This is a genomic window from Variovorax sp. GW821-FHT09B05 (assembly GCF_059418265.1).
The window spans coordinates 18,692-40,802 of sequence record NZ_JBWKPN010000010.1 but is presented as its reverse complement, the minus strand read 5'-3'; the positions used below and the strand labels follow the sequence as shown (position 1 = coordinate 40,802).

Here is a 22,111-nt window from a genome sequence, read left to right as displayed (position 1 = left end):
GGAGGTCGAGGCCGTCGTGCCCCACCCCGGCCCTCCCCCGGCGGGGGAGGGAGCATTCGTCAGTGGGCGTCGTCCTTCTTGCCGATGCCCAGGTAGGTATCGATGATCCGCTGGTCGTGCAGCAGCTCGCGCGCCGGGCCCTCGAGCGCCACGGCGCCCATCTCGAGCACGTAGGCACGGTCGGCCACCTGCAGCGCGGCGCGCGCGTTCTGCTCCACCAGCAGCACCGACACGCCGTGCTTGCGCAACTGCGCCACCACGCGCAGCACCTCGCGCACCACCAGCGGCGCGAGGCCCAGCGAGGGCTCGTCGAGCATCAGCAGGCGCGGGCGCGCCATCAGCGCGCGGCCGATCGCCAGCATCTGGCGTTCGCCGCCCGAGAGCGTGGAGGCCATCTGCGGCCGGCGCTCCTTCAGGCGCGGGAAGATCTCGAAGATCTCGTCCATGCGCGCGCGCTGGTCGCGCTTGCCCTTGCGCCACTGGTAGAAGCCGCCGAGCAGCAGGTTGTCCTCGACCGACATCTCGCCGAACAGCTCGCGCCGCTCGGGCACCAGCGCCACGCCGCGCGCCACCATGGCCTCGACGCCGGGGCGCGCGATGCGCTCGCCCTGCAGCGACAGGCTGCCGGTGGAGGGCAGCAGGCCCATCGCCGCGCACAGCAGCGTGGTCTTGCCGGCGCCGTTCGGGCCGATCACGGTGACGATCTCGCCTTCGTTCACGTGCAGGCGCACGCTGTGCACCGCCTCCACCTCGCGGTAGGCGACGCAGAAGCCGTCGAGTTGAAGCAGGGGTTGGCTCATCGCGATGCGTCCTCGAGCAGTTCGTCGTCGGCGCCGCCGAGGTAGGCCTCGAGCACGCGCGGGTTGGCCTGCACTTCGGCGGGCGAGCCGGTGGCGATCACGGTGCCGAACTCGAGCACGGTGATGCGGTCGGCGAGGTTCATCACGAACTCCATGTCGTGTTCCACCACCAGGATGCCGAGGCCTTCGGCGCGCAGCTGGCCGAGCAGCTCGGACAGCGCGCGCTTCTCGAGGTGGCGCAGGCCGGCCGCGGGCTCGTCGAGCAGCAGCACCGAGGGCTGGCCCGCGAGCGCGCGCGCGATCTCGACCACGCGCTGCTGGCCCAGCGAGAGCGAGGCCGCGGGCGTGTCGGCATGCGCGCCGAGGCCGCAGCGTTCGATCTGGCGCCGTGCCTCGGCCATCAGCGCGGCTTCCTCCGCGCGGTCCAGCCGCAGCATCGCCGACACCCAGCCGCGTCTGGCGCGCAGGTGGGCGCCGAGCGCCACGTTCTCGATCACGCTGCGCTGGCCGAGCAGGCGCACGTGCTGGAAGGTGCGGCCCAGGCCCAGCGCGGCGAAGGCGCGCGAGGGCTTGCCCGACATCGGCTGGCCGACCAGCCGCACCTCGCCGGTGGTGGGATCGTCCACGCCCGAGATCATGTTGAAGAAGGTGCTCTTGCCGGCGCCGTTGGGGCCGATCAGCGCATGCACCTCGCCGGCCTTGAGCGTCATCGAGATGTCGTTGTTGGCCACCAGCCCGCCGAAGCGCTTGCTCACGCCGTCGGCCTGCAGCAGCAGGCTGCCGGTGGCCGGCAGCGCGCGCTGCGCGAGCTGCTCGGTGCTCGAGACGGCCGGGCCGGCGCCGGCGGCGCGCGGCAGTTCGCGCACCCAGCGGCGCGACAGCCGCGCCAGCGTGGGCCACAGGCCGTCGGCGAAGCGCTGCAGCACGAACAGCATCAGCAGGCCGAACACCACCACCTCGAAGTTGCCGCTGGTGCCCAGCAGCGCGGGCAGGATGTCCTGCAGCTTTTCCTTCAGCAGCGTGATCAGCGTGGCGCCGAGCACCGCGCCCCAGAGATGGCCCGCGCCGCCGACCACCGCCATGAACAGCATCTCGATGCCGATGTTGAGGTTGAAGGGCGTGGGGTTCACGAAGCGCTGCATGTGGGCGTAGAGCCAGCCCGAGATCGCGGCCAGCAGCGCGGCCAGCACGAACAGCTTGATGCGGTGGCGCGCGGTGTCCACGCCCATCGACTCGGCCATCAGCCGGCCGCCCTTGAGCGCGCGGATGGCGCGGCCTTCGCGCGAGTCGAGCAGGTTGTGCATGGCCCACAGCGCGAGCAGCAGCACGGCCCAGATCACCACGCCGAGCATGCGCGGCGTGGCGAAGGAGAAGCCCGCGATCACCAGTGGCGGAATGCCGGTGATGCCGGTCTGGCCGCCGAGGAACTCCATGTTGCCGAGCAGGAAGTACAGGCTCAGGCCCCAGGCGATGGTGCACAGCGGCAGGTAGTGGCCCGAGAGCTTGAGCGTGACCGCGCCGAGCGCCCAGGCCAGCGCGAAGGTCAGCACCAGCCCGAGCAGCAGGCCGAGCCAGGGCACCAGCGCGGAACCCGCGAGGCCGCCGAGCCAGCCGGCTGCGGTCGGCGAGGTGCAGATCCAGGCCGTGGCATAGGCGCCCATGCCGACGAAGGCGGCCTGGCCGAAGGAGGTCATGCCGCCGACGCCGGTCAGCAGCACCAGGCCCACGGCCACCAGCGCATAGAGGCCGATGTTGCTGAGCACGGTGACGGTGAAGGGCGGCAGCCAGCCCCAGGCCAGCGCGAGCGCGACGATGAAGACGAGCGTGAGCACGCGCGGCGTGACGAGCGGACGGCCCTCGGGCACGGCGTTGGCGGAAGAAGAAGCCACAGGGGTCGATGAAGACGGGTTCATTCCTCGTCCTCCACGTGATGGCTGCGCAGCGAACGCCACCACAGCACCGGGATGATCAAAGTGAAGACCAGCACTTCCTTGTACGCGCTGGCCCAGAAGGAGGAGAAGGCCTCGAGCAGGCCCACCAGCAGCGCGCCCGCGAGCGCCAGCGGATAGCTCGCGAGCCCGCCGACGATGGCGGCCACGAAGCCCTTGAGGCCGATCAGGAAGCCGGTGTCGTAGTAGACCGTGGTGATCGGCGCGATCAGCAGGCCCGACACCGCGCCGATGACGGCCGCGAGCGCGAAGCTCAGGTCGCCCGAGAGCTCGGTGGGAATGCCCGACAGCCGTGCGCCCACGCGGTTGATGGCGGTGGCGCGCAGCGCCTTGCCGATCATCGAGCGGCCGAAGAACCAGAACATCGCGATCACCAGCACCAGCGTGACGCCGACCACCACCAGCGACTGGCCGGTGACGGGAATGCCGCCGAGGTCGAGGCGCAGCTCGGAGAACGCGCTGGTGCGCGAGCCCTCGGCGCCGAAGAAGAACAGCCCGAGGCCGATCAGCACGCCGTGCAGCGCGACCGAGACGATCAGGAGCATCAGCACGCTGGCATCGGCCAGCGGGCGGTAGGCGAGGCGGTAGAGCAGCGGGCCCAGCGGCGCGATCAGCACCAGCACGGTGAGCGCCTGCGTCGCGAGCGAGGTGGGCTTGAGCACCAGCACCAGCGCGGCGGCCACCGCGGGGAAGGCCACGCACCAGGTCAGCGCCGAGCGCCAGTCGACCGTGGCGCCGCGCTTCCAGCGCCAGGCCTCGATCGCCAGCACGGCCAGCGCCAGCGCCAGCAGCAGCCACAGCGTGGACGGCGCGCGGCCGCCCTGCAGCGCGGCCATCGACAGCGCGCCGAAGGCGACGAACTCGCCCTGCGGGATGAAGATCACGCGCGTGACCGAAAACACCAGCACCAACGCGAGCGCCATCAGTCCGTAGACCGCGCCGTTCACGATGCCGTCCTGCCCGAGCAGCAGGGCGATCTGCAAATCCATACGACCAACTTTCCTTCAGAAGACCAGGGGCGAGGGAAAAACCGTGCCCCTCTTGCAGGAACACCGCGGGCCGGTGGCGCCGGCCCGCGGTGTCCGTCGTTCAGCCCCGTGCGATCAGGGTTGGAATTTCCAGGCGCCGTTCTCGATCTTGACCATCACGCGCGCGCGTTGGTCGAGGCCCAGGTGGTCGCTCGCGCTCATGGTGAACACGCCGTGCGCGCCCGCCACGTCCTTGGTCTGCTCGAGCGCGTCGCGCAGCGCGGCGCGGAACTCGGGCGTGCCCGGCTGGGCCTTCTTGAGCGCGACCGGCACGGCCGAGCTCATCAGCAGGCCGGCGTCCCAGGCGTGCGCGCCGAAGGTCGAGACCGAGCCCTTGCCGTAGGCGGCTTCATAGGCGGCCACGTAGGCGAGCGCGGACTTCTTCACCGGGTGGCCGGCGGGCAGCTGGTCGGCCACCAGCACCGGGCCGGCCGGCAGGAAGGTGCCTTCCACGTCCTTGCCGCCCACGCGCAGGAAGTCGGCGTTGGCCACGCCGTGCGTCTGGTACATCTTGCCGGTGTAGCCGCGCTCCTTGAGCGTCTTCTGCGGCAGCGCGGCCGGCGTGCCCGAGCCGGCGACCAGCACCGCGTCGGGCTTGGCGGCCATGATCTTCAGCGCCTGGCCGGTGACCGAGGTGTCGGTGCGCGCATAGCGCTCGTTGGCCACGACCTTGATCTTCTTGAGCTCGGCGGCCTTGGCGAATTCCTGCGACCAGCCTTCGCCGTAGGCGTCGGAGAAGCCGATGAAGGCGACGCTCTTCACGCCGTTGGCGGCCATGTGCTCGGCGATGGCCAGCGACATCATGATGTCGTTCTGCGGCGTCTTGAAGACCCACTTCTTCTTGGCGTCCATCGGCTCGATGATGCGGGCCGAGGCGGCCACCGAGATCATCGGCGTCTGCGCCTCGCTGGCCACGTCGATCATCGCGAGCGAGGCCGGCGTGGTGGTCGAGCCCAGGATCACGTCGACCTTGTTCTCGGCGATCAGCTTGCGCGTGTTGTTGACGGCGGCCGTGGTGTCGGAGGCGTCGTCGAGCACGATGTAGTTGATCTTCTGGCCGCCGATGGTCTTGGGCATCAGCGAGATCGTGTTCTTCTCGGGGATGCCCAGCGAAGCCGCCGGGCCGGTGGCCGAGATGGTCACGCCGACGTTGACGTCGGCCCAGGCCGACAGGGCCGTGGCGCACAGGGCGGCGATCAGCAGGGGCTTGAAGAATTTCATGGTTGGCTTGTCTCCGGTTGAAAAAAGGTTGAGGCCTGAAGTATCTCAGCGCTCGTCGAACGAGAGCGTGACGCGTTCGGTAAGGGGGTGGGCCTGGCAGGTCAATACGAAGCCCGCGGCCACTTCATTCTTGTCGAGCGCGAAGTTTCTTTCCATGCGGACTTCCCCGTCCACGCACTTGGCGCGGCAGGTGCCGCACACGCCCGAGGTGCACGAGAACGGCACCTCGAGGCCGGCCGCCGAGGCCGCGTCGAGGATGCTGGGCTGGCCCTCGGTGTAGGTGATCTCGCGCTGCAGGCCGTCGCGCACGATGGTCACGCGCGCGCGCTTGGCGTCGCCGGGCAGCGCCTCGTGCACCACGGCGCCGACCTGGGCGGTCGAGCTCGCCGAGGGCAGCGCGACGCCGAAGCGCTCGATGTGGATGCGTTCCTCGGGCACGCCCGCGGCCAGCAGCGCGGCCTCGGCCTCGTCGTTCATCTGGAACGGACCGCAGATGTAGACGTGGTCGATGCTGCCCGCGGGCACCAGGCCCTGCAGGAACTCGCCGATCTTCTCGCGGTTCATCACGCCGAAGCCCAGCGGCGAGTCGGTGTGCTCGTCGGAGAACACGTGCTGCAGCACCAGGCGCGTCATGTAGCGGTTCTTCAGGTCCTCGATCTCTTCCTTGAACATCGTGGACTGGAGCTGGCGGTTGCCGTAGATCAGCGTGAAGCGGCTCTTCGGCTCGCGCGCCAGCACGGTCTTCATGATCGACAGGATCGGCGTGATGCCGCTGCCGCCCGCGATGCCGACGTGGTGGCGCGCGGACTCGCCCTCGATCGGCACGAAGAAGCGGCCTTGCGGCGCCATCACCTGGATCGAGTCGCCGGGCTTGAGGTGGGCGTTGATCCAGTTGGAGAACTGGCCGCCGCGCACCTTGCGCACGCCCACGCGCAGCTCGCCGTCGTCGACGCCGGCGCAGATCGAATAGGAACGGCGCAGGTCCTGGCCGTCGATCTCGTTGCGCAGGGTCAGGTACTGGCCCTGCGTGAAGCCGAAGACTTCGCGCAGCGTCTCGGGGACCTCGAAGGAGACGATGACGGCCTCGGGCGTGTCGGGCTCGATGGCCTTCACGCGCAGGGGGTGGAACAGGGTACTCATCGGCGTGGGGCCTAGATCGGCTTGAAATGTTCGAAGGGTTCGCGGCAGGCGAGGCAGCGGTACAGGGCCTTGCAGGCGGTGGAGCCGAAGGCCGACAGCCGCTCGGTGCGCTCGCTCGCGCAGCGCGGGCAGGCGATGCGCTCGCCGGCGAGGCGGCCGAACAGGCGGATCGGCACCGCGGTGCCGGCGGCCTGCTCGGGCGTGAGGTGGGCGGGCGGGGCGATGCCGTAGGCCTTGAGCTTGGCGCGGCCCTCGTCGCTGATCCAGTCGCTGGTCCAGGCCGGCGCGCGGCGCAGGGTGGCGCGCGCGGGGCCGAGGCCGGCGCGCTCGATCGCGGCCAGCACGTCGTGCTCGATGGCCTCGGTCGCGGGGCAGCCCGAATAGGTCGGCGTCAGCACCACCTCGAGGCCGTCGTCGTGCTCGATCACGTCGCGCACGATGCCGAGGTCGCAGACCGACACGGCCGGCACCTCGGGGTCGGGCACGGAGTGCAGCACCTCCCAGGCGGCGTCGATGCGCGAGGCGGCCATGGTGTCGGCAGTCACCACACGCCCCCGGGGAAGGCGCGTTGCAGGTGCTGCATCTCGGCCAGCACGAAGCCCATGTGCTCGCTGTGCACGCCCTGCTTGCCGGTGCTGCGGAACTTGGCCTCGGCCGGCGCGGCCAGGCCGGCGGCGTCGAGCACCTGCTGCATCTCGGCGAACCACGGCTCGCGCAGTTCGTTCCAGGCCGGGCCCAGGCCGCTGGCGCTGGCCTCGCGGTCGACGGCGTCGGCCTCGAACAGCTCGGGCATGTAGAGCCAGGCCTGCTTGAGCGCGGCCTCGGTGCGGCGGCGCGACTCCTCGGTGCCGTCGCCCAGGCGCACCACCCAGTCGGCCGAATGCTGCTGGTGGTAGCGCGCTTCCTTCAGCGCCTTGCCGGCGATGGCGGCCACTTCCTCGTCGCTCGAGCTCGCCAGCCGTTGCCACAGCAGCTTGAGCAGGGTGGCGATCATGGTGTTGCGCACCACCGAGAAGGCGAAGTCGCCACGCGGCAGCTCGACCAGCGTGAGGTTGAAGTAGTCGCGCTCCTCGCGCAGGTAGGCGAGCTGGTCCTCGTCGTGCTCGCGGCCGGCGCCTTCCAGCTTGCCGGCGTGGGTGAGCAGCGCGCGCGCCTGGCCCACGAGGTCGAGCGCGATGTTGGCCATCGCGATGTCCTCCTCGAGCACGGGCGCGTGGCCGCACCATTCGCCCAGGCGCTGGGCCAGCACCAGGCAGGTGTCGCCGATGCGCAGCAGGTACTGCACGGCGGGCGTGCGGTTCAGTTCGATCGATGCTTGCATGGCCGGCCGCTCACATGTGGTCGACGGACTTGGGCAGCGCGTAGAAGGTCGGGTGGCGGTAGACCTTGTCCTCGGCGGGATCGAAGTACATGTCCTTGTCGCCCGGATCGCTCGCGACGATCTGCTCGGAGCGCACCACCCAGATGCTGCAGCCTTCCTGGCGCCGCGTGTAGACGTCGCGCGCCATCTGGATCGCCATCTTCGAGTCGGCGGCATGCAGGCTGCCGCAATGCTTGTGGTCCAGGCCGGCCTTGCTGCGCACGAACACTTCCCACAGGGGCCATTCTTGTTTCTGTTCGACGGTCATGCCGCCTCCTTCATCGGTTGCTTGTTGGCATGGGCGAGTGCGGCTTCGCGCACCCAGGCGCCGTCGTCCCAGGCGTCGACACGGGCCTGCAGGCGTTCGCGGTTGCAGGGGCCGTCGCCGCCGATCACGCGCCAGAACTCGCTCCAGTCGATGGTGCCGAAGTCGTGCGCCTGGCGTTCCTCGTTCCACTTGAGGTCGGGATCGGGCAGGGTCACGCCGAGGATGGCCGCCTGCTCGACGGTGGCGTCGATGAACTTCTGGCGCAGCTCGTCGTTGCTGAAGCGCTTGATGCCCCAGCGCATCGACTGCGCCGAGTTGGGCGACTGGTCGTCGGGCGGGCCGAACATCATGATCGAGGGCCACCACCAGCGGTTGACCGCATCCTGCACCATCGCCTTCTGCGCGTCGGTGCCGTGGGTCATCATGGTCAGCAGCGCCTCGTAGCCCTGGCGCTGGTGGAAGCTCTCCTCGCGGCAGATGCGGATCATGGCGCGCGCATAGGGCGCGTAGGAGCAGCGGCAGATCGGTACCTGGTTCATGATGGCCGCGCCATCGACCAGCCAGCCGATGGTGCCCATGTCGGCCCAGGTCAGCGTGGGGTAGTTGAAGATCGAGCTGTACTTGGCCTTGCCGGTGTGCAGCGCGTCGAACATCTGGTCGCGCGAGGTGCCCAGCGTCTCGGCGGCCGCATAGAGATAGAGGCCGTGGCCGCCCTCGTCCTGCACCTTGGCCAGCAGGATCGCCTTGCGCTTGAGCGTGGGCGCGCGGCTGATCCAGTTGCCCTCGGGCAGCATGCCGACGATCTCCGAGTGCGCATGCTGGCTGATTTGGCGCACCAGCGTCTTGCGGTAGTGATCGGGCATCCAGTCCTTGGCCTCGATGAAGTCGCCGGCGTCGATGCGCGCGTCGAAGCGTTCCTCGAGCCGCAACTCGTCGGCCGAGCGCAGGGCCTTCTTGCCGTCGCCGGCGTCCTTGCCCATGGTGTCCATGGCTTGTGTGTACATCGCGGTTCTCCTTGAGAGGTGAAGAGGTCGTCGATCGGTGGTCAGTAGCTCAGCTGCTTCGTGGACTGCGCCCGGCGGTCCACCTCGGCCGGTGTCAGGGCCTCGCTCTTGCAGCCGAAATCCTTGAACAGCGCCATCTGGTCGGCGTAATGGGGCGACTTGCGGCCGTCGGGTGCCACGAAGCCGCTCTGGCCCGGCGGGGCGGCGGTGCACAGCACGACGCCCTTGGCGCCGAGCACCACCTTGTCGTTCTGCGTGCCGCGGTTCATGTAGCTCGGCAGGCTCAGCAGCTCGTCGGCCCCGGCCTGCGGCGCGCCGATGAAGTTGCTGGTGAGGAAGACATGCTTCGTCACCGGCGTGCGCCACTTGGTGGTGTCGCTGCCGAAGCGCTGGTCGAGCTCGGCCACGGCCTGCGCGAGCGTGGCGCGCAGCACCGCATTCTTGTCCTCGCCGTTGAAGAAGTCGTAGCGCTGCGGCACGCCGGCCTTCGGGCCGAGCAGCGCGTTGTAGACCAGCTTCAGGCCGTTGCCCGGGCGGATGCTGGCCACCTGCGTGTCGCCGGCATAGCCGGTGCCCGCATAGGCCGCGAACACCTCGGGCGGCAGGTCGTCGGCCAGCACCTTGCGGTAGAGGATCGGCAGCCACGCCGTCATGAGCGTGGTGGCCGGGCTGTCGTAGACGCCGCGCTCGGCCGGGTCCTCGTTGAGCATGTTCCAGTCCGCCAGCACCTGGGCCGCGCGGCGCGCCGGGTCGGCGGCCGGCAGGCCGCGCGTCGCCTCGAGGGCGAAGGGCACGAGGTAGCGCGCATTGGTGTCGGCGTAGGCGGTGGTGCGGTTGAGCGCCCAGAGTTCGTCGGGCGTGAGCCGGGGCTTGGCCTCGAGCCGCGCCGTGAACTCGTGCACCCGGTCGACCACCGAGTAGTTGCCGCCGTCGCTGACCGCGCCCGGCGCCGACTGGTTGTTCCAGTTGGCGACGTAGCCCTGCGCCGGGTTGAAGGTCTTCGGGTCCTCGCTGAAGGGGCGGATGCCGAGCCATTCCATCGAGCCGTCGCCCACGGCGGGCAGGCGGATGTCCTGCGTGGCCGGGCGGATCGGCAGCCGGCCCGGCGAGACGTAGCCGATGTTGCCGGCGGTGTCGGCGTAGTACCAGTTGATGGTGATGGCCACGCGCGAGGCCTGCGCCAGCCACTGCTCCCAGTTCTGCGCGCGCATCGCGTGGATCCAGCCCAGCAGCGACTCGAGCTCGTAGCCGTCCCAGCTGCGCTTCATCGAATACGCGGTGCCGTTGGGCAGGTCGAAGTTGGTCACGGTGCCGTGCACGGTGGCGTAGACGTCCAGGCTCTGGTCGGGCTGGCCCTTGACCTTGATGAGCTCGGTGCGCTTGCCCATCGCGCGCATCGCGCCGTTGAACAGGTAGCGGTACTGGTTGGCCGGGTCCAGCTTCTCCTGGTACATGTCGTTCACGTCGAGCGGGCCGGCGGTGGCGCCCCAGGCGATCTTGCCGTTGGTGCCGAACAGCACCACGGGATGCGCGAACGGCGTGTTGCCGGTCACGTCGAAGCCGGCGCCGTGCAGGCCGATGCCGAACACGTACGAGGGATTGAACCAGTTGAACTGCGGACCGTTGATGAAGACGGTGCTGCCGTCGGTGGTCTTGTTCGGGCCGGCGATCCAGAGGTTGCTGGCGATCGGGCGGGTCCAGGGCTCGGCCACGCCGCGCTGCGCGGCATCGATCTCGTTGCGCGCGACCAGCAGCTCGGGCGAGACCGGCGCCAGCGCCGCGCGATGAGCGGCGTGCGCGTCGTCGGCGGCGCCTCGGGCCACGGCCTTGGGACGCGGCACGGTGGTGGGCGCGAGCGGGTCTTCCACCCAGCGGATCTGGTCGAACAGCTGGCGGCCGGCCTCGTCGCCGCGCGCCTTGCGCAGCTGCTCGAGCAGGCGCAGGTTGGCGAGCTCGCTGCTCACGTTGGAGTAGCGGTTGGCCATGGTGCCGACCCAGATCATCGCCACGTCGTAGCCGCTCCAGTCGGCCTTCGGGCGGAAGCCGGCATCGGCGAACTGCTTGGGCAGCAGCGTGGCCGGCGCGGCCAGCACTTCGTTCACGCGCGCATTGAAGCCGGCGGCATAGCCGTCGAAGATGGCCTTGTCGTCGCTCGACAGGCGCGCCATCTGCGCGCGGATCGAGGCGGGATCGAAGCTGGCGCGGCTGCCCTTGTCGAGCGCGACATAGGCCGGGCCCATCACTTCGGCGACGGTGCCCAGCACCGCGCGGCGCGCCATCTCCATCTGGAACAGGCGGTCTTCCGCGACGGCGTAGCCGAAGCCGTGGAACAGGCCGCGCACGTCGTTGGCATAGACGTGCGGCACGCCGTAGTCGTCGCGCTTGATCGTGACCTTGCCGGCCGGGGGCATGGCCGCGCCGGTGGCCGGGGCGGTGGAGTTGGCGGCGCAGCCGGCCAGCGCCACCAGGGCGCAGGCGAGGGCGATCGATCGGAAATTCAGTGTCATTGGTGGCGGTTCGGGGGAAAGCGGCGGCGCTTCAGCGCGGGCGGTTGTCGACCACGCGACGGGCCTTGCCGGTCTGCGTGCGTTCCATCTCGTTCGGGGCATGCACCACCACGCGGGTGGAGATGCCGACCAGCGTCTTCACGCGGTGCTGCACCCAGCCGGCGATGGCCGCGCGGTCGGCCGCGGCGGCTTCGTTCGGCGCGAGCTCGCAGTGCACCTCGACCTGGTCGAGCAGGCCTTCGCGGCTCACGTGCACCTGGTAGAGGCCGGTGAGGGCGCCGTGCGCGAGCACGATCTCCTCCACCTGGGTGGGGAACACGTTCACGCCGCGGATGATCATCATGTCGTCGCTGCGCCCGACGATCTTGCCCATGCGGCGGAAGGCGCGCGAGGTGGGCGGCAACAGGCGCGTGAGGTCGCGCGTGCGGTAGCGGATGATCGGCATCGCTTCCTTGCTCAGCGAGGTGAAGACCAGTTCGCCTTCCTCGCCGTCGGCCTTCAGCTCGCCGGTCTCGGGATCGATGATCTCGGGATAGAAGTGGTCCTCCCAGATCACCGGGCCGTCCTTGCTTTCGACGCATTCGCTGGCCACGCCCGGGCCCATGACTTCGCTCAGGCCGTAGATGTCGACCGCGTCGATGCCGGCCTTGGCCTCGATGTCGCGGCGCATGGCCTCGGTCCAGGGCTCGGCGCCGAAGATGCCGATGCGCAGCGAGCTGTCCTTGGCGTCCAGGCCCAGGCGCTCGAACTGCTCGATGATCACCTGCATGTAGCTCGGCGTGACCATGATGATGTCGGGCCGGAAGTCCTGGATCAGCTGCACCTGCTTCTCGGTCTGGCCGCCCGACATCGGAACCACGGTGCAGCCCGCGCGCTCGGCGCCGTAGTGCGCGCCCAGGCCGCCGGTGAACAGGCCGTAGCCGTAGGCGATGTGGATCAGGTCGCCGGCGCGGCCGCCCGCGGCGCGGATCGAGCGCGCGACCAGGTCGGCCCAGGTGTCGATGTCCTTCTTCGTGTAGCCGACCACGGTCGGCTTGCCGGTGGTGCCCGACGAGGCGTGGATGCGCGCCACCTGCTGGCGCGGCACCGCGAACATGCCGAAGGGGTAGTTGTCGCGCAGGTCGCTCTTGACCGTGAACGGGAATTTCGCGAGGTCGGCCAGCGTCTTGAGGTCGCCCGGCTGCACGCCCTTGGCGTCGAAGGCCTGGCGGTAGTGCGGCACGTTGTCGTAGGCGCGCTGCAGCGTGTCGCGCAGGCGCTGCACCTGCAGCGCGGTGATCTCGTCGCGGCTCGCGGTCTCGATCGGTTCGAGATCGCCGGGGGCGGGGCGGGGTGCTGGCATGACGGGTCCTCGGTTCTTTTGCGTTCGGTTCAGGCCGCGACGGCGGGGCGGCCCTTGGCGGTGTAGGAGCGGCCGCGGAAGATCGCGACGCGCTCGCCGCGCTGGTTGGTGATCTCGGTGTCGTAGACGCCGGTGCGGCCGGCCTTCGAGACCTCGAAGCAGCGCGCGGTCAGCAGGTCGCCTTCGCGCGCGGGAGCGATGAAGTCGATCGCGAAGCCCGAGGCCACGGTCAGCTCGTTGTAGGAGTTGCAGGCGAAGGCGAAGGTGGAATCGGCCAGCGTGGCCATGAAGCCGCCGTGGCAGATCGCATGGCCGTTGAGCATGTCGGGGCGCACGCGCATCTCGATCGTGGCCTGGCCGGGGCCGACCTCCACGATGCGCATGCCCAGGCCCTTGGAGGCGTTGTCGTTGGCGAACATGCCGTCGCGCACGTATTCGGCGGTCTGTTGCGGGGTGCGTTCGGTGCTCATGACTCAGCGGTCCTTGAAGACGGGGGCGCGCTTGGCGCGGAAGGCCTCGACACCTTCGCGGTAGTCATTGGCGGCGCCGAGGTCGCGCTGCAGGCGGGCCTCCTCGGCCAGTGCGGTGTCGAGGTCCATGGTCTGGGCGGCATTCATCGCGGCGCGCGTGGCGACCAGCGCGCGCGAGGGCATGGCGGCGAGCCGGCCCGCGAGCGCGGCGGCGGTGTCGGCCAGCGCGGCGTCGTCCACCACCTGCCAGATCAGGCCGATGCGCGCGGCTTCCTCGGCCGGCAGCTTGTCGCCGAGCATCGCGATGCCCAGTGCGCGCGCCGGGCCCACGAGCCGCGGCAGCAGCCAGGTGCCGCCGGTGTCGGGCACCAGGCCGATCTTGGTGAAGGCCTGGATGAAGCTGGCCGAGCGCGCGGCGAGCACGAGGTCGCAGCACAGCGCGAGGTTGGCGCCGGCGCCGGCCGCAACGCCATTGACCGCGGCGACCACGGGCACGGGCATGCTGCGGATGCGCTGGACCAGCGGGCCGTAGAGCTTCTCGATGACATGGCCCAGGTCCTTGGGCGCGGCGCCGGGCGTGGTGTCGGGCGCGACCATCGGGTCGGCGAGGTCCTGGCCGGCGCAGAAGGCGCGACCGGCACCGGTCAGCACCACGCAGCGCACGTCGGCATCGGCCGCGGCCGCTTCGAGCGCCGCCAGCAGTTCGGCGTGCAGTTCGCTCGTGAAGCTGTTGAGCGCCGCGGGGCGGTTGAGGCTCAGTGTGCGGACGGCGCCGGCATTGCCGACGAGGACCAGGGGTTCCGACATGGGCTTGTCTCTCATCTGTGGGGGGATGACTTCGGGTCAATTACTATTGACCGACCGTTCGGTAGATTTTAGGATGGCGAACGAATCCGGCACAAGTCCAAAGCATTCAGGGAAAACCCTGAATTGCGAGACGAAGGACCGGCACCCCACAGGAGACCGCACCCATGCCCAGCTACGCCATCGACGGCGTGATCCCCGTCGTCGACCCCACCGCCTACGTGCATCCGTCCGCCGTGCTGATCGGCGACGTGATCGTGGGCCCGAACTGCTATGTCGGCCCCTGCGCCAGCCTGCGCGGCGATTTCGGCCGCATCGTGCTCGAGGAGGGCTCGAACCTGCAGGACAACTGCTGCGTGCACGGCTTTCCCGACAACGACACGGTGATCGAGGTCAACGGCCACATCGGCCATGGCGCGATCCTGCACAGCTGCGTGGTGCGGCGCGACGCCATGGTGGGCATGAACGCGGTGGTGATGGACGAGGCCGAGATCGGCGAGAAGGCCATCGTGGCCGCCAGCGCCTTCGTGCCGGCCGGCATGAAGGTGCCGCCGCGCACGCTGGTGGCGGGCATGCCCGCGCGCGTGAAAAGAGAACTGAGCGAGGCCGAGATCGCCTGGAAGCTCGAGGGCACGCAGGTCTACCAGGCGCTCGCGGTGCGCAGCCTCGCGACGATGCGCGAGGTCGAGCCGCTGGCGCAGGTCGAGGCCGGGCGGCCGCGGCTGCCGGCGATCGACGTCAAGCCGCTGATCGCGACCAGGCGCAGCTAGGATCGCGCGCTGCCCGCCACACCCTCTCAACGCCAGAACAGAAAGAACACCGATGCCCAGAGGAAGATCCGCCAGCTACGACGACCAGCGCGAGCTCATCCTCGAGCGGGCCGCGCGGCTGTTCGCGCGCCAGGGCTACCCGGCCACCTCGATGAACCAGGTGGCCGAGGCCTGCAATCTCTCGAAGGCCACGCTCTACCACTACTACAAGGACAAGCGCAGCCTGCTGATCAGCATCGCCGAGACGCACGTCTCCAAGCTGGCGGCGCTGGTGGCCGAGGAGGAGGCCTCGACGCACACCGACGAGGAGCGGCTGCGGCGCTTCATCTACCGCATCGTCGAGGAGTACGCGGGCGCGCAGGACGCGCACCGCGTGCTGACCGACGACGTGCGCTTCCTCGAGGAGGAGGACCGCGAGCGCGTGCTCGACAAGGAGCGCGAGGTGGTCGCGGGCTTCGCGCGCGCGGTGGCCGCGCTGCGCCCGGGCACGCCGAGCGACGACCTCGCCAAGCCACTGACCATGCTGCTGTTCGGCATGATCAACTGGATGTTCACCTGGATGAAGCCCGGCGGCCAGCTCGACCATGCCTCGATCGCGCCGGTGGTGGCCGACCTGTTCCTCGGCGGCATCGGCGCCGTGAAGGCGCCGCCGGCACGCGCGAAGAAGAAGCCGAAGCCGGCGGCCTGAGGGCGCGGCCCTTCAGCGCGCCGCGCTGGCGTAGCGCGTGGCCGGCGTGCCGTTCTGCGAGGCGCCGAAGAGTTGGGCGCGCGCGTCGTCGTAGGCCGCGAACAGCGGTGCGTAGTCGTCCACCGAGGGCATGGTGATCGGCTCGCCGAGGTCGAGGCCGGCGATGGCGGCATCGACGCAGTGCTCGGCCGTCATCACGTGCGCGGGATCGAGGTTCGTGACCGGCACGCCCGACAGCTCCCAGATGTCGGTGGCGGTGGCCGCGGGCAGCACCAGCTGCACGCGCACGCCGCTGCCCGCCACTTCCTCCTGCAGGCCGCGCGTGAAGTTCAGCACGAAGCCCTTGGTGCCGCTGTAGATGCTGCTGATCGGCAGCGTGTGGAAGCCCAGCACCGAGCCGATGTTGATCAGCGTGCCGCGGTCGCGCGCCTTGAAGCCCGCGAGCGCCACCAGGCTCAGCCGCGCCAGCGCGGTGACGTTGACGTCGATCATCGACTGCGCCGAGGCGGGCGCGGTCGCGAGCACCGGCGCCAGCGTGGAGGTGCCGGCGTTGTTGACCAGCAGCGTGATCGAGGCATCGGCGGCGATGGCCTGCGCCACGCGCTCGAGGTCGGCGGCGGCGCCGAGGTCGGCCACCAGGGTGTTCACCGTCACGCCGTACTGGCTGCGCAGCGCCTTGGCGGCTTCGTCGAGGCGGTCGCCGCGGCGCGCCACCAGCAGCAGGTCGTGGCCGCGGCGCGCCAGCCGGTCGGCGAAGAGCCGGCCCAGGCCGGCGGAGGCGCCGGTCACCACCGCGGTGCCGGGGTGGGCGGAGGTGTTGTTCGTTTGATTGCTCATGTCGTTCTCCAGAAAGAAATCGGGGTGCCCGCGCGGTCGGCGACCGCTTCCAAAGGCCCTTCGTCGTTAAGCATGATGGTGATCATGTTTGACGGTGCGAAGCATGATGCCTATCATGAATAGCGTCAACCAGGGTCTGGAAGTACCCGGAAAGAGGATGAGGTCACATGCGATACCCCGCAGCGGAAACCGCCGAAAAGCATCAGAAGATCCTGGGCGAGGCCTCGCGCCTGTTCCGCGAGCGCGGCTTCGGCGGCGTGAGCGTGAGCGAGATCATGAAGGCCACGGGCCTCACGCACGGCCCGTTCTACAACCACTTCGACTCGAAGGAAGCGCTGATGGCCGAGTGCGTCGACCATGCGTCGGCGCATTCGCTCGCCGACCTCGACGCCGCCACCCAGCTGCCCAACGGCATGGTCGACTACGTGCGCGCCTACCTCAGCGTGTCGCACCGCGATGCGCCCGGCGATGGCTGCCTGCTCGCGGCCTTCTCGGCCCAGACGGCGCAGAAGCAGGTCACCGCGCCTTCGCTCACCGCGCACATGAAGGCGAGCATCGAGCGCTTCGCGAAGTTCTTTCCCTGGCGCGCACGCAAGAACGCGGATGCGCGCGGCGACGCGATCCGCGCGGTGGCGGCGATGACCGGCGGGTTGGTGCTGGCGCGCGCGATGAACGACGAGGCGCTGTCCGAGGAGATCCTGCGCGAGGTGCTCGCGGGGATCGAGGGAATGGCGAAGGCCTGAGAGGGCGTCGCCCTAGAGGATCCGGTTGAACCAGAGCAGCGAGAGCCCGGCCGACAGCAGCGTGAGCACCGCGGCGCCGAGCGCGAACAGCGCCGAGATCTCGGTTTCCTTCTTCTCGACCGTGAGCCGCGAGCTCAGCGTCTCGTAGACCTTCTTGAGGTCGGCGGCGGTGCCGGCATAGAAGTAGTCGGCCTGGGTCTTGCTGGCGACGGCCTTGAGGGTTTCCTCGTCGAGCCGTACGCGCATCGACCAGCCTTCGAAGCCGATGGTCTCGCCGTCGACCGTGCCGATGCCCACGGTGTAGATGCGCACGCCGCGGTCGGCCGCCGCCTTGGCCGCGTCGAGCGGATCGACGCCGGTGGTGCGCTGGCCGTCGGTCAGCATGATGATCGCGGCCGAGGTGAAGGAGCCCGGCGCGACCGGCGTGAATTCCTTGGCCGGCTTGTCGGCCTGGTCGATGGCCACGCCGCGCTGGCGGCTCGGCGCGCTGAACTGCGAGACGTCGATGCCGGCCTCGGGGAACAGCGTGGCGAGCGACACCACGATGGCATTGCCGGTGGCCGTGGCGCGCTGCAGCTGGAAGCTGTCGATCGCGGTCACGAGGTCGTCGTGGTTGGTGGTGGGCAGCTGCGCCACCTGCGCGCTGCCCGCGAAGGCGACGATGCCGACCTTCACGTTGCGCGGCAGGTCCTTGATGAAGCTCTTGGCGGCATCCTGCGCCGCCACCAGCCGGTTGGGCTGCACGTCGGCGGCACGCATGCTGCCCGAGACGTCCATCGCGAGGATGATGGTCTGCTGGTTCGACGGCAGCATCACCACCGCCATCGGCCGCGCGGCGGCCACCAGCATCGCGGCCAGCGCGAGCAGGAACAGGAACGGCGGCACGTGGCGCCGGATGCTCTGGCCGGTGCCCATCGCCTCGCGCACGATCGACAGGCTGGCATAGCGCACCGCGAGCTTCTTCTTGCGGCGCAGCAGCCAGAGGTAGAGCAGCACCAGCAGCGGAAGCGCCAGCAGCAGCCAGAGGAATTGGGGCCAGAGGAAGGTCACGGCGAAATCCTCGCGCTCGTCGTCGCCAACGTCAACTCGATATACCCGATGGTCGTCATGCAGCCACCGCCTTTACAGGACGCGAGGCACCCGAAGTGCGCACGCGCCGCTTGCGCATGTCGGCGAAGCGCACGATCGCCTCGACCAGGTCGTCGGCGGTCGACAGCTCCAGCGTGTCGACGCCGGCACGGGCCAGCGCGCCGCGCAGCGCATCCTCGCGCTCGCGGGCGATGCGCGCGAAGCGGCGGCGAAAGCCCGCATCGTGGGTGTCGACCCAGAGCTGCTCGCCGGTCTCGGCGTCGCGCAGCGGCACCAGGCCCAGGTCGGGCATGTCGAGCTCGAGCGGATCGAACAGGCGCACGGCCACCACCTCGTGGCGCTGCACCAGCTGGCCCAGCGGCTTCTCCCAGCCGGGCTCGCTCAGGAAGTCGGACACCACGAACACGGTCGAGCGGCGCGGCATCAGGGTGGCGGCCGACTTCAGCAGGTCGTCGAGCCGGGTCATGCCCTTCTGCGGCGGCGCCTTGTCGGCCTGGTCGGCGCGGCGCTCCATCGCATGCAGCAGGTGCAGCACATGGCGCCGGCCGCTGCGCGGCGGGATCACGGCCTCGAGGTCGTGGCCGTAGACCAGCGCGCCGACGCGGTTGCCGTGGCGCGTGAGCAGGCGCGCCAGCACGCCGACGAAGCCGGCCGAGATCTCGCGCTTGGCCTTCAGGCCCGAGCCGAAGTCGACCGAGCGGCTGAGGTCGAGCACGAACCAGGCCGACATCTCGCGGTCCTCGGTGAAGACGCGCACGTGCGGCGTCTGCAGCCGCGCCGTGACGTTCCAGTCGATGTGGCGCACGTCGTCATGCAATTGATATTCGCGCAGGTCGGCCAGGTCGAGGCCGGTGCCGCGCATCAGCGTGCGGTAGTCGCCCTGCAGCAGGCCGTCGAGGCGGCGGATCACGGTCCATTCGAGGCGGCGCAGCGCGCGCTCGGCGCCGCCGGCCTCGAGCGCGGGGCGTTCGTCGTTCGCGGCGGCCTCGGGGGCCTTGCGCCACCAGCTTTTCTTCATGGCGGGTCGTGTGGGGTGATCCGGGTTCAGGCGGCGAGCTTCTCGTGCTCGAGCGGCTTCGGCGGTGCGGGCACCGCGCGCATGATCTTCTCGATCAGGCCGTCGGGCGTCAGCCCCTCGGACAGGCCTTCGTAGGACAGCGTCACGCGATGGCGCAGCACGTCGGGCACCAGCGCCGTCATGTCCTCGGGCAGCGCATAGCTGCGCCCGCGCAGCAGCGCCAGGGCGCGCGCGCCCTCGGTCAGGCTGATGCTCGCGCGCGGGCTGGCGCCGAAGGTGATGAAGCGGCCCATGTCCTTGAGCCCGTGCTTGTCGGGCGTGCGCGTGGCCGAGACCAGCTTCACCGCGTACTGGATCAGCGAGGGATCGACGTACACGCGCCGCGCCTCGGCCTGCAGCGCCGCGAGTTGCTCGGTGGTGGCGACGGGCACGGCCTCGACCGGCGGGCCGATCACGCGCTGCACGATCACGAACTCCTCCTCGTCGGTCGGGTAGTCGACCAGCACCTTCATCATGAAGCGGTCGACCTGGGCCTCGGGCAGCGGATAGGTGCCCTCGGTCTCGATCGGGTTCTGCGTCGCCATCACGAGGAAGGGGCGCGGCACCTTGTGCGTTTCGCCCGCGATCGTGACCTGGCGCTCCTGCATCACCTCGAGCAGCGCGCTCTGCACCTTGGCCGGCGCGCGGTTGATTTCGTCGGCCAGCAGCAGGTTGGCGAACACCGGGCCCAGCGAGGTGCTGAAGTCGCCGGTCTTCTGGTTGTAGATGCGCGTGCCCACGAGGTCGGAGGGCACCAGGTCGGGCGTGAACTGGATGCGCTTGAACTGGCCTTGCACGGTGTCGGCCAGCGTCTTCACGGTCAGCGTCTTCGCGAGGCCCGGCACGCCTTCGACCAGCAGGTGGCCGCCCGCGAGCATCGCGACCATCACGCGCTCGAGGAAGCGGTCCTGGCCCACCACCACGCGCTTCACCTGGTAGAGGATCTGCTCCATCAGCTCGGCGGTGCTGGCGGGCGTGGCGAAGGAGGAGGTCTCGGTGCTGCTCATTCGGGGCTCTTTCTGGGTCGAAAAAAGGAAGAGGGGGTCAGAACGGTGGCGAACCGGCCGCCGAGGCCGCGTTCTCTATCGGCACCGCGAAGCCGATGCCGATGAAGGTGCGCTGCTGCGTGGGATTGAGGATGGCGGTGACGATGCCGAGCACCTCGCCGTCCATGTTGACCAGCGGGCCGCCCGAATTGCCGGGGTTGGCGGCTGCGTCGAACTGGATCAGGTTGCCGAGCTCCTGCTTGCCCTCGGGCGAGCGGAACGAGCGCTTGAGGCCCGACACCACGCCGGCCGACACCGAGGGGCCGATGCCGAAGGGGAAGCCCACCGCGGCCACCTGGTCGCCGGGGCGCAGGTCGGCGGTCGAGCGCATCACGGCCGGGATCAGGTCGTCGGGAATCTTCTGCGCCTGCAGCACCGCGAGGTCGTTCTCGGGCTGCACGCCGGTGATGACGGCCGGCGCCTCCAGGCCGTCGGCGAAGGTCACCTTGATGGTCTCGGAGCCCGCGACCACGTGCAGGTTGGTGAGGATCACGCCCTTGTCGACGATCACCACGCCGGTGCCCACGCCGCGCTCGACCTGGCCCGGCGGGCCGTCGTCGGCCGGTGCCTCGGGCGACTTGCCCTTGGCCATGTTGCGGCCGCGCTTCTGCGTCTTGGCCTCGGGCGTGGCCTTCTCGGGGCCGTAGCCGACCACGCGCACCACCGAGGGCCGCACGATGTCGGCGGCCTTGGCGGCGGGCGAGGGGAGGGTGTTGGTCTGCAGCGTGCGCAGCACGGCCGCGTCGATGTCCTTCTGCGTGAGCTGGCGCGCATTGCCGCGCTGCCACCAGGCCGCGCCGCCGGCCGCGAGGGCCGCGCACAGCGCGAGGCTCAGCAATGCGAAGCTGCGGCGGCCGGGCTGCCAGCCCTGGCGCGCGGGAGGCGCTGCCTGCGCCTCGGCCACAGCGGGATCGACGACCGCCGGCGCGGGGGACCCGTCATCGGACGCGTTCGGCGTGCGTGGCGAGCGGCTGTACATGGCGGGCCTGCGCATGGGGTGGACCTCCGGCAAAAGGGGTGTCGCGTGATGAAAGCCACAGTAGCACGCTTTCTTCTGCCTTGCATCCCTTCGGGCATCATCGCGCGATGGCTCGTTTCGTCGACACCCACTGCCACCTCGATGCGCCCGAATTCGGTGCGGAGATGCCCGCGATCCGGACCCGCGCGGCCGAGCGCGGCGTCGCGCTGTGCGTGATCCCGGCCGTGGCGGCCTTCAATTTCGCGACCGTGCGCGAGCTCGCGGAGCGCCAGGGCGACGCCTATGCGCTGGGCATCCATCCGCTGTGCACGGGCGATGCCAAGGAGGAGGACCTGGCCCTGCTTGACGCCGAGCTGGGCGCGCGGCGCGGCGACCCGCGGCTGGTGGCGGTCGGCGAGATCGGGCTCGACTACTTCGTCGAGCACCTCGACGACGACAAGCAACAGCACTTCTTTCACACTCAGTTGCAATTGGCGCGCAAGCACGGGCTGCCGGTGCTGATCCATGTGCGGCGTTCGGTCGACAAGGTGCTCAAGCACCTGCGGCAGACCGCCGGCGGGCAGCCCTGGCGCGGCATCGCGCATGCCTTCAACGGCAGCGAGCAGCAGGCGCAAGCCTGCATCGCGCTCGGGCTCAAGCTGGGCTTCGGCGGCGCCGTGACCTTCGAGCGCGCGCTGCAACTGCGCCGGCTCGCGGCCACCTTGCCGATCGAGGCGCTGGTGATGGAAACCGACGCGCCCGACATCCAGCCGCACTGGCTCTACCGCACGCAGGCGCAGCGCGACGCGGGCGAGGCGCAGGGCCGCAACGAGCCCGGCGAGCTGCCGCGCATCGCCGACGTGGTGGCGCAACTGCGTGGCATCGGGGTGGACGAACTGGCCGAAAAAACCACGCGAAATGCCATCGAAGCGATGCCGAAGCTCCAAAGTCTGCTGGACCTGTCGGAGGGGTCCTTACCCAGGTCGTAGGCCAATGCCTTGACTTGGGTCGAAGTGCTTTCCGGGCCCGC

General features: G+C 69.9%; 22 protein-coding genes. 4 read left to right on the top strand and 18 right to left on the bottom strand.

Annotated elements, in window-relative coordinates:
- Nucleotides 1-59: 59 nt before the first annotated feature.
- The 13 genes from AC07RM_RS24605 to AC07RM_RS24545 form a co-directional block, all read right to left on the bottom strand.
- Nucleotides 60-800 (bottom strand): ABC transporter ATP-binding protein, encoded by a 741-nt coding sequence (locus AC07RM_RS24605; protein ID WP_208510732.1) that lies wholly within the window; start codon nucleotides 798-800, stop codon nucleotides 60-62.
- Entirely contained in the window at nucleotides 797-2,713 is a 1,917-nt protein-coding gene (locus AC07RM_RS24600; protein WP_495336235.1) for a branched-chain amino acid ABC transporter ATP-binding protein/permease, read from the bottom strand. The genes AC07RM_RS24605 and AC07RM_RS24600 overlap by 4 nt, the downstream gene beginning before the upstream one ends.
- On the bottom strand, nucleotides 2,710-3,738 hold the full coding sequence (locus AC07RM_RS24595) for a branched-chain amino acid ABC transporter permease (RefSeq protein ID WP_093351772.1): 1,029 nt from the start codon (nucleotides 3,736-3,738) through the stop codon (nucleotides 2,710-2,712). Before AC07RM_RS24595 ends, AC07RM_RS24600 begins: the two co-directional genes overlap by 4 nt.
- Before the next feature lie 114 nt (nucleotides 3,739-3,852).
- Nucleotides 3,853-4,998: an ABC transporter substrate-binding protein gene (locus AC07RM_RS24590; protein ID WP_093351770.1), complete on the bottom strand. Its 1,146-nt coding sequence runs from the start codon at nucleotides 4,996-4,998 to the stop codon at nucleotides 3,853-3,855.
- A 45-nt stretch (nucleotides 4,999-5,043) separates the two neighbouring features.
- Nucleotides 5,044-6,138: a 1,2-phenylacetyl-CoA epoxidase subunit PaaE gene (paaE, locus tag AC07RM_RS24585; RefSeq protein ID WP_093351767.1), complete on the bottom strand. Its 1,095-nt coding sequence runs from the start codon at nucleotides 6,136-6,138 to the stop codon at nucleotides 5,044-5,046.
- Nucleotides 6,139-6,149: 11 nt separating this feature from the next.
- Nucleotides 6,150-6,668 (bottom strand): 1,2-phenylacetyl-CoA epoxidase subunit PaaD, encoded by a 519-nt coding sequence (paaD, locus tag AC07RM_RS24580; protein ID WP_093352182.1) that lies wholly within the window; start codon nucleotides 6,666-6,668, stop codon nucleotides 6,150-6,152.
- Between the two features lie 11 nt (nucleotides 6,669-6,679).
- A complete protein-coding gene (paaC, locus tag AC07RM_RS24575) occupies nucleotides 6,680-7,459 on the bottom strand; it encodes a 1,2-phenylacetyl-CoA epoxidase subunit PaaC (protein WP_093351765.1) in 780 nt (259 codons plus the stop codon).
- A gap of 10 nt (nucleotides 7,460-7,469) precedes the next feature.
- The gene (gene paaB, locus AC07RM_RS24570) at nucleotides 7,470-7,766 is read right to left on the bottom strand and encodes a 1,2-phenylacetyl-CoA epoxidase subunit PaaB (RefSeq protein ID WP_057593738.1); all 297 of its coding nucleotides are present in this window, start codon (nucleotides 7,764-7,766) and stop codon (nucleotides 7,470-7,472) included.
- Nucleotides 7,763-8,770 carry a 1,2-phenylacetyl-CoA epoxidase subunit PaaA gene (paaA, locus tag AC07RM_RS24565; RefSeq protein ID WP_203204698.1) on the bottom strand — a complete coding sequence of 336 codons (1,008 nt, stop codon included), beginning with the start codon at nucleotides 8,768-8,770 and terminating at the stop codon, nucleotides 7,763-7,765. The genes paaB and paaA overlap by 4 nt, the downstream gene beginning before the upstream one ends.
- A 41-nt stretch (nucleotides 8,771-8,811) precedes the next feature.
- Nucleotides 8,812-11,277 carry a penicillin acylase family protein gene (locus tag AC07RM_RS24560; RefSeq protein ID WP_495336234.1) on the bottom strand — a complete coding sequence of 822 codons (2,466 nt, stop codon included), beginning with the start codon at nucleotides 11,275-11,277 and terminating at the stop codon, nucleotides 8,812-8,814.
- A 31-nt stretch (nucleotides 11,278-11,308) separates the two neighbouring features.
- Complete coding sequence (paaK, locus tag AC07RM_RS24555) at nucleotides 11,309-12,619, bottom strand: phenylacetate--CoA ligase PaaK (RefSeq protein WP_093351760.1); 1,311 nt, start codon at nucleotides 12,617-12,619, stop codon at nucleotides 11,309-11,311.
- Between the two features lie 29 nt (nucleotides 12,620-12,648).
- Nucleotides 12,649-13,089 carry a hydroxyphenylacetyl-CoA thioesterase PaaI gene (paaI, locus tag AC07RM_RS24550; RefSeq protein WP_057593742.1) on the bottom strand — a complete coding sequence of 147 codons (441 nt, stop codon included), beginning with the start codon at nucleotides 13,087-13,089 and terminating at the stop codon, nucleotides 12,649-12,651.
- 3 nt (nucleotides 13,090-13,092) lie between these two features.
- On the bottom strand, nucleotides 13,093-13,896 hold the full coding sequence (locus AC07RM_RS24545; protein ID WP_495336233.1) for an enoyl-CoA hydratase-related protein: 804 nt from the start codon (nucleotides 13,894-13,896) through the stop codon (nucleotides 13,093-13,095).
- 164 nt (nucleotides 13,897-14,060) lie between these two features.
- Between AC07RM_RS24545 and AC07RM_RS24540 the strand changes: the two genes are divergently transcribed.
- Both AC07RM_RS24540 and AC07RM_RS24535 read left to right on the top strand, forming a co-directional pair.
- Nucleotides 14,061-14,663: a phenylacetic acid degradation protein PaaY gene (locus tag AC07RM_RS24540; protein WP_261210036.1), complete on the top strand. Its 603-nt coding sequence runs from the start codon at nucleotides 14,061-14,063 to the stop codon at nucleotides 14,661-14,663.
- Nucleotides 14,664-14,715: 52 nt separating this feature from the next.
- Nucleotides 14,716-15,351 carry a TetR/AcrR family transcriptional regulator gene (locus AC07RM_RS24535; protein ID WP_296791717.1) on the top strand — a complete coding sequence of 212 codons (636 nt, stop codon included), beginning with the start codon at nucleotides 14,716-14,718 and terminating at the stop codon, nucleotides 15,349-15,351.
- Between the two features lie 12 nt (nucleotides 15,352-15,363).
- Here the strand turns inward: AC07RM_RS24535 and AC07RM_RS24530 are convergent, their stop codons facing one another.
- Nucleotides 15,364-16,188, bottom strand: coding sequence for an SDR family NAD(P)-dependent oxidoreductase (locus tag AC07RM_RS24530; protein ID WP_495336232.1), 825 nt, complete (start codon nucleotides 16,186-16,188; stop codon nucleotides 15,364-15,366).
- A gap of 167 nt (nucleotides 16,189-16,355) precedes the next feature.
- Between AC07RM_RS24530 and AC07RM_RS24525 the strand changes: the two genes are divergently transcribed.
- The gene (locus tag AC07RM_RS24525; RefSeq protein WP_296781384.1) at nucleotides 16,356-16,931 is read left to right on the top strand and encodes a TetR/AcrR family transcriptional regulator; all 576 of its coding nucleotides are present in this window, start codon (nucleotides 16,356-16,358) and stop codon (nucleotides 16,929-16,931) included.
- A 12-nt stretch (nucleotides 16,932-16,943) separates the two neighbouring features.
- Here AC07RM_RS24525 and AC07RM_RS24520 read toward each other — a convergent pair whose 3' ends face one another.
- From AC07RM_RS24520 to AC07RM_RS24505, 4 genes are read right to left on the bottom strand one after another with little or no spacing between them, the layout of a single operon-like run.
- Entirely contained in the window at nucleotides 16,944-17,981 is a 1,038-nt protein-coding gene (locus AC07RM_RS24520; RefSeq protein ID WP_057593746.1) for a VWA domain-containing protein, read from the bottom strand.
- Nucleotides 17,982-18,036: 55 nt separating this feature from the next.
- Nucleotides 18,037-19,038 carry a DUF58 domain-containing protein gene (locus AC07RM_RS24515; protein WP_203204706.1) on the bottom strand — a complete coding sequence of 334 codons (1,002 nt, stop codon included), beginning with the start codon at nucleotides 19,036-19,038 and terminating at the stop codon, nucleotides 18,037-18,039.
- 26 nt (nucleotides 19,039-19,064) lie between these two features.
- The gene (locus AC07RM_RS24510; protein WP_208509177.1) at nucleotides 19,065-20,084 is read right to left on the bottom strand and encodes an AAA family ATPase; all 1,020 of its coding nucleotides are present in this window, start codon (nucleotides 20,082-20,084) and stop codon (nucleotides 19,065-19,067) included.
- Between the two features lie 37 nt (nucleotides 20,085-20,121).
- Nucleotides 20,122-21,117 carry a S1C family serine protease gene (locus AC07RM_RS24505; RefSeq protein WP_093351737.1) on the bottom strand — a complete coding sequence of 332 codons (996 nt, stop codon included), beginning with the start codon at nucleotides 21,115-21,117 and terminating at the stop codon, nucleotides 20,122-20,124.
- Nucleotides 21,118-21,209: 92 nt separating this feature from the next.
- Between AC07RM_RS24505 and AC07RM_RS24500 the strand changes: the two genes are divergently transcribed.
- A complete protein-coding gene (locus tag AC07RM_RS24500; protein WP_495336231.1) occupies nucleotides 21,210-22,070 on the top strand; it encodes a TatD family hydrolase in 861 nt (286 codons plus the stop codon).
- Nucleotides 22,071-22,111 lie beyond the last annotated feature (41 nt).